10 protein-coding genes are annotated in these 10,363 nt (G+C 71.4%); 6 read left to right on the forward strand and 4 right to left on the reverse strand.

Annotated features, from left to right (window positions below; genetic code table 11):
* The 6 genes from AC1DY2_RS08970 to AC1DY2_RS08995 form a co-directional block, all read left to right on the forward strand.
* The coding region (locus AC1DY2_RS08970) for an ABC transporter permease (protein WP_476762101.1) at positions 1 to 886 on the forward strand (886 nt) is incomplete at its 5' end.
* Entirely contained in the window at positions 883 to 1,734 is an 852-nt protein-coding gene (locus AC1DY2_RS08975) for an ABC transporter ATP-binding protein (protein WP_476762102.1), read from the forward strand. The genes AC1DY2_RS08970 and AC1DY2_RS08975, both read left to right, overlap by 4 nt.
* Positions 1,734 to 2,606 carry an ABC transporter permease gene (locus tag AC1DY2_RS08980; RefSeq protein ID WP_476762103.1) on the forward strand — a complete coding sequence of 291 codons (873 nt, stop codon included), beginning with the start codon at positions 1,734 to 1,736 and terminating at the stop codon, positions 2,604 to 2,606. The genes AC1DY2_RS08975 and AC1DY2_RS08980 overlap by 1 nt, the downstream gene beginning before the upstream one ends.
* 113 nt (positions 2,607 to 2,719) lie before the next feature.
* Entirely contained in the window at positions 2,720 to 3,871 is a 1,152-nt protein-coding gene (locus AC1DY2_RS08985; RefSeq protein ID WP_309976270.1) for an ABC transporter substrate-binding protein, read from the forward strand.
* Positions 3,872 to 3,975: 104 nt separating this feature from the next.
* Complete coding sequence (locus AC1DY2_RS08990; RefSeq protein WP_476762104.1) at positions 3,976 to 5,304, forward strand: aminotransferase class III-fold pyridoxal phosphate-dependent enzyme; 1,329 nt, start codon at positions 3,976 to 3,978, stop codon at positions 5,302 to 5,304.
* Between the two features lie 3 nt (positions 5,305 to 5,307).
* Positions 5,308 to 6,840 carry a CoA-acylating methylmalonate-semialdehyde dehydrogenase gene (locus tag AC1DY2_RS08995; protein ID WP_476762105.1) on the forward strand — a complete coding sequence of 511 codons (1,533 nt, stop codon included), beginning with the start codon at positions 5,308 to 5,310 and terminating at the stop codon, positions 6,838 to 6,840.
* Between the two features lie 190 nt (positions 6,841 to 7,030).
* Here the strand turns inward: AC1DY2_RS08995 and AC1DY2_RS09000 are convergent, their stop codons facing one another.
* The 4 genes from AC1DY2_RS09000 to AC1DY2_RS09015 form a co-directional block, all read right to left on the reverse strand.
* Positions 7,031 to 7,519, reverse strand: coding sequence for a CinA family protein (locus AC1DY2_RS09000; RefSeq protein WP_476762106.1), 489 nt, complete (start codon positions 7,517 to 7,519; stop codon positions 7,031 to 7,033).
* Between the two features lie 32 nt (positions 7,520 to 7,551).
* Positions 7,552 to 8,358, reverse strand: a complete 807-nt coding sequence (locus AC1DY2_RS09005) for an enoyl-CoA hydratase/isomerase family protein (RefSeq protein WP_476762107.1) — start codon at positions 8,356 to 8,358, stop codon at positions 7,552 to 7,554.
* A gap of 23 nt (positions 8,359 to 8,381) precedes the next feature.
* Complete coding sequence (locus tag AC1DY2_RS09010; RefSeq protein ID WP_476762108.1) at positions 8,382 to 9,086, reverse strand: hypothetical protein; 705 nt, start codon at positions 9,084 to 9,086, stop codon at positions 8,382 to 8,384.
* Between the two features lie 98 nt (positions 9,087 to 9,184).
* Complete coding sequence (locus AC1DY2_RS09015; protein WP_476762109.1) at positions 9,185 to 10,141, reverse strand: LysR family transcriptional regulator; 957 nt, start codon at positions 10,139 to 10,141, stop codon at positions 9,185 to 9,187.
* Positions 10,142 to 10,363 lie beyond the last annotated feature (222 nt).

The raw sequence follows: 10,363 nt of genomic DNA on the forward strand, positions 1-10,363 counted from the left end.
CCGTGCCGGGCGTGGCCGTCGTGAGCTCGCCCGGTGGGGCTGGGGGCTCGCCGGCATCCTCGCCGTCGTGCTCGTCTGGGAGGCGTACAAGCTGCTCGGCCCGGCCGACGGCGTGGTGCTCGGCACCACCCGCGTGCTGCCGCGCACCACCGACCTCGCGATGCCGCACGTGTGGGACATGATCGGCCGACTCGGCGAGCCGGTCACGCGCTCGCCGTCGGCGCAGGTGCTCTGGGCCGTGATCGCGTTGTCGGCGCTCACCACGCTCGGCATCGCGGCGGTGGGCTGGCTCGTCGGCGTGGTGGTGGGCATCGGCCTCGCGCTCGTGATGCAGCGGTGGCGCCTCGCCGAGTGGGGCCTGCTGCCGTGGATCATCATCAGCCAGACGGTGCCGCTCATCGCCTTCGCGCCCGTCGTGAAGAGCTGGGGGTCGCGCGTCGAGATCGGCTCGTTCGAGTGGCAGGACTGGATGTCCGTCGCCCTCATCGCGAGCTACCTCGCGTTCTTCCCCATCGCCATCGGCGCGCTGAAGGGGCTGCAGTCGCCCGACCGCATCCACGAGGAGCTCATGCAGACCTACGCGGCGGGCTACTGGACGACGCTCGTGAAGCTGCGGTTCCCGGCATCCGTGCCCTACCTCCTGCCGGCGCTGCGCCTCGGCGCGGCCAACGCGGTCATCGGCGCGGTCGTGGCCGAGGTGTCGACCGGCCTCCAGGGCGGCATCGGGCGCATCCTCATCCAGTTCGCCGGCCAGGCCTCGGGCGACCCGGCCAAGGCCTGGGCGCCCATCTTCGGCGCGATCGTGCTCGGCCTCGTGGCCGCCGGCTCGATCGCCCTGCTCGGCGTGATCCTCAAGAACTACCGACGAACGGAGGAGGCCGCATGAGCGACCCCCAGGCGCAGTCCACTCCCGCGACCACCGCCGCCGTCGAGGTGCGCGGTGTCGACAAGGTGTTCGAGACCCGCAGCGGGCAGGTGCAGGCGCTCGACGCGATCGACCTCACGGTCGCCGCCGGCGAGTTCGTCTCGCTCATCGGCCCGAGCGGATGCGGCAAGTCGACGCTCATGCGGCTGATCGCCGACCTCGACGACCCGACCGTCGGCACGCTCACGGTGTTCGGCAAGACCGCCCGGCAGGCGCGGCTCGACCAGGAGTACGGCATCGCGTTCCAGTCGGCCGGGCTGCTGCCGTGGCGCACGGTCGCCGGGAACGTGGCCCTGCCGCTCGAGCTGCACGGCGTGGCATCCGGGACCCGCACGACCCGGGTCGCCGAACTGCTCGACATGGTGGGCCTCTCCGACTTCGCCGACCGCTACCCCGACCAGCTCTCGGGGGGCATGCAGCAGCGCGTCGCTATCGCCCGCTCGCTCGCCGAGCAACCGCGGCTGCTGCTGATGGACGAGCCGTTCGGCGCCCTCGACGAGATGACGCGCGAGAAGATGCAGTCCGACCTCGTGCGCATCTCAGCCGAGACGGGTGCGGCCGTCGTCTTCGTCACGCACTCGATCCCCGAGGCGGTGTTCCTCTCCGACCGGGTGGTCGTCATGTCGCCTCGGCCCGGGCGCATCCGCGAGATCGTGCCCATGCGGCTCGGCGCCGACGCGAAGCGCGCCGCCCGCACCGAGGAGCTCCGCGAGGAGCGGGCGTTCTTCGACATGGTCACCGCGGTCCGCGAGGCGCTGCACGGCGGAGCCCCCGTCGGCACCGGGCCGCGCGGGGTGGAGACGCGCTGATGACCGCCGCCGCCGCATCCGCTGCCTCGCCGGCGCCGCCGTCAGCGAGCGGTGCGACCGGGCGCCCGCCCCGCGCCCGCTCGCACGGCTGGAGCCCGCGCACCGAGAACACGCTGCGCATCGTCGCGCCGATCGCCGTCGGGCTCATCGTGCTCGGCACGTGGCAGTTCCTCGTCACGGTGGTCGGCGTCTCGGACTACCTGCTGCCGAGCCCGGCGTCGATCATCGAGGAGTTCATCGCGTACTGGCCGTCGATCGCGCAGGCGATGCTCATCACGGGCACGAACGCGCTCGTCGGCCTCGTCGTCGGCTCGATCCTCGGCATCCTGCTCGCCGCGCTGGCCGCGCGGTGGCGCGGGATCGATCAGATGAGCGCGCCAGTCGTCGCGTCGCTCGCGGTCATCCCGATCGTGGCCCTCGCGCCCGTGCTCAACTCGATGTTCGGCGCCGACAGCCAGTTCGGCCGGCAGGCGATCGCCGCCCTCGCCTCGTTCGTGCCCGTGTTCATCAACACGTTGCGCGGGTTCCGGCAGACCGCCCCCGTGCACCGCGACCTCATGAAGGCGTACGCGGCGAGCTCGGGCCAGGTGCTGCGCACGCTCACGCTGCCGACGGCGCGACCGTTCATCCTCACCGGCATCCGCATCGCCTCGTCGCTCGCCGTGATCTCCGCGCTCGTCGCCGAGTACTTCGGCGGACCGCGCGGCGGACTCGGCGGTCTCATCTCGACGTCGGCCGCGTCGAGCGCCTACGCCCGGGCCTGGGCCTACGTCCTGGCATCCATCGCCCTCGGCCTGTTCTTCTACCTCGCCACCCTCGCGCTCGAGCGGCTGCTGCAACGCCGACCCGTCGAGGAGCGACGACGCACCTGACCCCCAGACCACCGGGGCCGAGGGCCTCGGGGAACCGCACCACCCGCACCGAATGCACCACCGCACCACCCGCACCGCACCGAGAACACCCGAAATGCATCGAGAGGACTGACATGAACCACAGCAGACGTCGCGTCGCGACGATCGGCGGGCTCGCACTCGCGACCGCCCTCGCCTTCACCGCATGCTCCGGATCCGGCGGGTCGGGGGAGACCGACAGCGCCGACGGCGGTGACCTCACCCCGGTGAAGCTGCAGCTCCAGTGGCTGCCGCAGGGCCAGTTCGCCGGCTACTTCGCCGCCGCCGACCAGGGCTACTTCGAGGAGGAGGGCCTGGACGTCGAGATCATCCCCTCCGGCGGCGACATCGTGCCGCAGGACGCGCTCGCCAACGGCGACGTCGACTACGCCATCGCGTGGGTGCCGAAGGTGCTCGGCTCGATCGAGCAGGGCGCCAACCTCACCGACATCGCGCAGATCTTCCAGAAGTCGGGCACGCTCCAGGTGTCGATGGCCGACTCGGGCATCGACTCCGTCGACGACTTCGAGGGCAAGAAGATCGGCTCATGGGGCTTCGGCAACGAGTGGGAGATCTTCGCGGCCATGGCCGCCGAGGGCCTCGACTCCACGACCGTGCAGATCATCACGCAGGACTTCAACATGAACGCCTTCCTGCAGGGTGACATCGACGCGGCGCAGGCGATGACCTACAACGAGTACGCCCAGCTCCTCGAGACGACGAACCCCGACACGGGCGAGCTCTACCAGCCCGAGGACTTCAACGTCATCAGCTACGAGGACACCGAGGGCGCCATGCTCCAGGACGCCATCTGGGCCGACACCGAGCGCCTCGCCGACGACGAGGACTACCAGGACACGACGGTCAAGTTCCTGAAGGCCGTCATCAAGGGCTGGGTCTACGCGGCCGAGAACCCGCAGGAGGCCTCGGACATCACGATCGCGGCCGGCTCCGGCTGGGGTCCCAGCCACGAGCTGTGGATGGTCAACGAGACGAACAAGCTCATCTGGCCCTCGCCCGACGGCATCGGCATCATCAACCAGGACGCCTGGGACAAGACGGTCGCGGGCGCGCTCGCGGCTGTGAACGAGTCGGGCGCGCACCTCATCACCGAGGAGCCGCCGTCGACCGCCTACACGAACGACTGGATCCAGAAGGCGCTCGACGAGCTCGAGGGCGAAGACCTCGACCTCACCGGCGAGAACTTCGAGCCCATCGACGTCACCCTCGAGGAGGGCGGCAACTAGTCGGCCGGATGCCGCGTGGCCGGTGCGTCCCGGCCGGCCACGCGGCATCCGCCGGCATCACTCTCACGACCGCATCACCGCACGCAACGAAAGGCACCGAAGCCATGACCGAGAACCTCGTAGAGGACCTCGACGAGCTCGCACGCTCGCTCGACCGCGAGCACGTCTTCCACTCGTGGTCGGCGCAGTCGCAGCTCTCGTCGCTGGTCGTCGCCAGCGGGCGGGGATGCCGCGTCTGGGACCACGCCGGCCGCGAGTACCTCGACTTCTCGAGCCAGCTCGTGAACGTCAACATCGGCCACCAGCATCCGGCCGTCGTGCAGGCGATCAAGGAACAGGCGGAGCTGCTCACCACCATCGCGCCGTCGACCGTGAGCCTCGCGCGCGGCCAGGCCGCGAAGCGCATCATCGCCCGGGCGCCCGCGGGGTTCCACAAGGTGTTCTTCACGAACGGCGGCGCCGACGCGAACGAGAACGCGATCCGGATGGCGCGCCTGCACACCGGGCGCGACAAGATCCTGTCGACCTACCGCTCGTACCACGGCAACACCGGCGCGGCGATCGTCTCGACGGGCGACTGGCGCCGCATCCCCAACGAGTTCGCGCGCGGTCACGTGCACTTCTTCGGGCCCTACCTCTACCGCTCCGAGTTCTGGGCGACGACACCCGAGGAGGAGTCGGAGCGCGCGCTGCACCACCTGCGCCGCATGATCGAGGCCGAGGGGCCCTCGTCGATCGCCGCCGTGCTGCTCGAGACGGTGCCCGGCACGGCGGGCATCATGATCCCGCCGCCCGGCTACCTCGCCGGGGTGCGCGAGCTGTGCGACCGGCACGGCATCCTGCTCATCCTCGACGAGGTGATGGCGGGCTTCGGCCGCACCGGACGCTGGTTCGCGTTCGACGGCTACGACGTGCGCCCCGACCTGATCACGTTCGCGAAGGGCGTGAACTCGGGCTACATCCCGGTCGGCGGCGTGATCATCTCCGACCCGATCGCGGCCACGTTCGACGACCGGGTGTTCCCCGGCGGACTCACCTACTCGGGACATCCGCTCGCCATGGCCTCGATCGTCGCCACGCTTGACGCGATGGAGTCCGAGGGCATCGTCGAGAACGCCCGCGCGATCGGCGAGACCGAGATCGGGCCCGCGCTCGCCGAGCTCGCCGAACGCCACGACGTCATCGGGGAGGTGCGCGGCGAGGGCGTCTTCTGGGCCGTCGAGCTCGTCGCCGATCCCGAGACCCGCGAGCCGCTGCCGCCCGCCGCGATGGGCCGGATCAAGTCCGGCCTCGTCGCCCGTGGCCTGCTGCCGTTCATCCAGGACAACCGCATCCACGTGGTGCCCCCGTGCGTCGTCACGGTCGAGGATGTCGCCGAGGCGATGCCGATCTACGATGAGGTACTGAGCACCGCACTCGAAGGAGAGGGCTGACTCATGAGCCAGACACTGACCGAATCCCAGGCCTCGGCCGCCGCAACGACGACCGTCGAGCACTGGATCGACGGGGCATCCGTCGCCGGATCGTCCGATCGCAGCGGGCCCGTCTACAACCCCGCATTGGGCGTCGAGCAGAAGCGCGTGCGCTTCGCCTCCACTGACGACGTCGACCTCGCCGTGCAGGCCGCAGCCCGCGCGTTCCCGGGGTGGCGCGACACGTCGATCGCGAAGCGCCAGCAGGTGATGTTCGCGTTCCGCGAGCTGCTGAACGCGCGCACCGGCGAACTCGCGGCGATCCTCACCAGCGAGCACGGCAAGGTGACGTCGGATGCCGCGGGCGAGATCGCGCGCGGACTCGAGGTCGTCGAGCTCGCCTGCGCCATGCCGGGCTACACCAAGGGCGAGTACTCCGAGAACGTCTCGACGGGCATCGACGTGTACACGCTGCGCCAGCCTGTCGGCGTCGTGGGCATCATCAGCCCGTTCAACTTCCCGGCGATGGTGCCGCTGTGGTTCTTCCCCCTCGCGATCGCGACGGGCAACACCGTGGTGCTGAAGCCGTCGGAGAAGGACCCGTCGGCCGCGGTGTGGCTCGCCCGGCTCATGCAGGAGGCGGGACTGCCCGACGGCGTGCTCAACGTGGTGCACGGCGACAAGGTCGCCGTCGACGCGCTGCTCGAGCATCCGACCGTGCGCTCGATCTCGTTCGTGGGCTCCACGCCGATCGCGCAGTACATCTACTCGACGGCCACCGCCAACGGCAAGCGCGTGCAGGCGCTCGGCGGCGCGAAGAACCACATGCTCGTGCTGCCCGACGCCGATCTCGACCTCGCTGCCGACGCCGCCGTGAACGCGGGCTTCGGCTCGGCGGGCGAACGGTGCATGGCGATCTCGGCGGTGCTCGCGGTCGACTCCATCGCCGACGAGCTCGTCGAGAAGATCGCCGAGCGGATGTCGCGGCTCACGACCGGCGACGGCACCCGCGGCTGCGACATGGGCCCCCTCATCACCCGGGAGCACCGCGACAAGGTCGCGGGCTACCTCGACGTCGCGGCATCCGACGGCGCATCAGTGGTCGTCGACGGACGCGACCCCGACGTCGACGGCGAGCCCGACGGGTTCTGGCTCGGCCCGACCCTCGTCGACCGGGTGCCGACCTCGTCGGCCGTCTACCGCGACGAGATCTTCGGACCGGTGCTGTCGGTGCTGCGCGTCGATGGGTACGAGGACGGGCTCGAGCTCATCAACGGCTCGCGCTACGGCAATGGCACGGCGATCTTCACGAACGACGGCGGCGCCGCGCGGCGCTTCCAGCGGGAGGTGACGGTCGGCATGGTCGGCATCAACGTGCCGATCCCGGTGCCCGTGGCGTACCACTCGTTCGGCGGCTGGAAGGACTCGCTGTTCGGCGACGCCAAGGCCTACGGCCCGCGGGGCTTCGACTTCTTCACGCAGGAGAAGGCGATCACCTCGCGCTGGCTCGACCCGAGCCACGGCGGCCTCAACCTGGGCTTCCCGCAGCACGACTGAGGGGCGGCGGTGGCTGCGCGGGCGGCGCGTGGCCGGCGCTACGCGCCGCTCGCCGCTCGCTGCTCCGTGCCCGCGTGGTCGCGTGCTCCCGTGCCCCGTGCCCGATTCAGGTGAACGGCGCCCAGTCAGGACGATTCCCGCGGAATCAGCCTGAGCTGCGGCCGTCTGCCTGAATCGCGCGCGAGCGCGCTTAGCCCTCGGGCGCGGGCGGCAGCGCGTCGCGGAGCAGCTCCAGCGCCGCCCCCGTCGTCTGGTGCACGACCTCGGCGGGATCGCCGTCGAACTGCCAGTGCGCCTCGCGGAGCTCACCGCGCACGCTCGCGGCTGCGAAGACGCTGCCCGCGGGCTCTCCCTCGTCGGGGTCGGGCCCGCCCACGCCGGTCACGGCGACCGTCGCATCCGCCTCGAGCGCCCGTGCCACGCCCTGCGCGAGTTCCCTGGCGCACTGCGCCGACGCGACCTTCTCGGCCGTGACCCCGAGGAGCGCGCGCTTCACCCCGGTCGCGTAGGCGACGACGCCGCCACGCAGCCACTCGGATGCCCCGGGCGCGGCGCCCAGCGCGTTCGAGATAGCGCCCGTGGTGAGCGACTCCGCCGCGGCGACCGTCAGCCCGGCCGCCAGTGCCCGTCGGGCGATCTCCTCCGCCAGGCCCTCGAACTTGTCAGCCGGATCCTGCATGCCTCGACGCTAACCCGCGCGCCGGGGGCGTGTCAGCGGGTTGACGACCGGCCCGAGCCCGCAGCGAACGCGGCGACGGCGGCTTGCGCTTCGGGCGTCTCGAATGCGGCGCCGATCGTGCGGGCCTCGTCGTCCAGCGCCTCCTGGAAGGAGCGCGACGGTCCTGAGCGCACGAGGCGTTTCGCCTGTCCGAATGCGCCGGTCGCCCCGCGCAGCCAGGAGTCGGCGATCTCGCGGGCGCGGTCGGCGAGCTCCTCGGGGGCGACGACCTCGGTCACGAGCCCCCAGTCGAGCGCTTCGGCGGCACTGAGCGTACGCGAGGTCAGGGTGAGCTCGAGGGCTCGGCGCATGCCGATCGCTTCGGGGAGGAGCGTGCTCACGCCGCAGTCGGGAGTCAGGCCCACGTCGGAGTAGCGACTTGCGAACGTCGCCCGGTCGGACGCCACGATGAGGTCGGCCACGAGCATGAATCCGAGTCCGCCGCCGGCCACGGGCCCCTGCACGGCGGCCACGATCGGCTTGGTGCTCTCGCGGAGCGCGCGGTGGCCGGCGTGGATGACGTCGGCGAGCGCCGTGATCGTCTGGCCCGGGGCATCCGTCGTGCCGGCGAGCTCGGACATCGCGCGCACGTCGCCGCCGGCACAGAAGGCGCGCCCGACCGCGTCGAACAGCACCGCGCCGACGTCGTCGCGCTCGGCAACCTCGACGGCGAGGTCCCGCCACCGGTGGATCGCCTCGGGGTCCATCGCATTGAGCCGCGACGGGCGATTGAGCGTGATGTGGGCGAGCCCGTCACGCACCTCGAACAGGATCGCCTCGCCGTGGGCCGCATCGCTCATGGTCGAGGAGTCTAGTTGCCCGCTTAGACGCCGAAGTTCGCGCTCGGCGCGGAGAGCCGCTCGATGACTCCGGTGTCGTCGTAACTGAGCACCAGCACTCCGAAGTTGCGCTCCATGGAGTCGGCCGGATTCGGCGGCAGTGTCACGATCCCGACGCGCGAGACCGACACGGTCCGTCCGGTGGAGGGGTCGGTGTAGGGCGGAGTCGTCTCCACGCCGATCGTCAACTCCGAGGGTGCGTCGCCGATGGCCACGCCGGTCGCCGATCCGATGCCGGCGGCGGTCGCGACGGGGAGCGATCCGGCCATCGGCCCCTCGACGAAGACGTAGTGGTTGGGGTTCTCGGGAGGGGTGCCGGGGGTGTCGGTGTCGTAGAGGCGCAGGCCGCCCCACTCGTGGTCGACGCCGGGGGGTGACTCCATGCCGCCGGCGTTCGGGCTGTCGACGGGCGCCCCGAGGTACGCGGTGAGGCCGGCCACCACCTCGGTGGTCGGCTGGAAGTAGTCGAAGCTCGCGAGGGTGGCGCCGTCGGCGTCGAGCACCGTGATGGCCTCGGCCGAGATGGCGACGGATGCCGCGACCGGTTCGGGCTCGGGTGCGGGCGTCGTCGGCGGCGCGCTCGTCACGGGCGGCGAGGAGGTGGCGGCGGTGGGTCCGGCCGAGCACGCCGCGAACACCCCGATCGCAGCCAGGGACAGGACGAGGGCGGCGGCGCGGCGCTTCGACATGGGTCGGAACATACCGCACGGCGAGCCGTGGGGCATCAGGGACGTCACCGAATCCGGTGACGGTGACGGTGACGGGTCGGTGCCGGTGCCGGGCGCGGTCAGGCCGCGCTTCCGGTGGCGGGGGCGCCGCGGCCGCGGGAGGGGTGGCCATATGCCTGCTCGAGCCGAGAGGCGCGAGCCACGAGGACGTCGAGCACCGTGCGCACGGCGAGGCGCTCCGCGACATCCGGCCGCACGAGCGCGACGATCTGCCGCGCCGACGCGACCCCGCGGATGGGCTTCAGCACGATGTCCGACGAGACCGTGCCCGAGGTGAACCGAGGCACGAACGCGATGCCGAGGCCGGCCGCGATGAACGCCTCCATGATGCGCATGTCGCTGAAGCGCTGGCTGACCTGCACGCGCTTGCCGCCCTCCTGCTCGATGGCGTGCAGGATGCGCTCGAAGGGGTAGCCCGGCGGCACGCCGAGCCAGGTCTCGTCGACGAGGTCGGCGGGCGTGACCTGGGAGCGGGCGGCGAGCCGATGGTCGGCTGGCAGGCCGACGTCGAGCGGCTCGGTGAGCAACGGCACGGCCTTGAGGCCGCGGCCGCCCCAGGGCAGCACGCCGGGCATGGTGTGGGCGAGCACGATGTCGTAGTCGGCGGTCAGGTCGGGGAACTCCGCGAGCTCGGGGTCGAGGTCGGTGCAGCGCACGACGAGGCCGGCGACCTGGGAGAGGTCGCTCAGCACACTCGGCAGGAGGGTCGCGCCGACCGTCGGGAACGTGAGCAGCGTGACCTCGCCGCTCGGGTGGTTGCGGAACTCGTCCCAGAGGGCAGAAGCCCGTTCGAGCGCGATCGCGACGTCGGCCGCGCTGCGGGCGAGCGCGTGCCCGGCGCTGGTGAGCACCAGGCCCCGGCCGCTGCGCTCGGTGAGCGGCATGCCGGCCTCGCGCTCGAGCACCTTGAGCTGTTGCGAGACCGCGGAGGGGGTGCGCCCGGTGGCCTCGGCGACAGCCGTGACGCTGCCGCGTTCGGCGAGTTCCCTGAGCAGGTCGAGGCGGCGGACGTCCATGTAGCCAGCCTACATCGTCGTTGAAGTATTGTGCGCTTGTGCTGCATGATCCCGCGCGCGAGAATAAAGGAGTCGAACACGTGCAACGGCGCATCCGTCGCTCGACGAGCCGCTCTTCTTTCGAAAGGAACCCACGTGTTCACGCTCCTCGCCATCCTCGGTGTCATCTCCGTCGCCGGCATCGCCGGCTCCATCGTCGTCTCCTCGCGCGACGGCTACGGC

This window comes from Agromyces sp. P1_H4 (assembly GCF_056405255.1).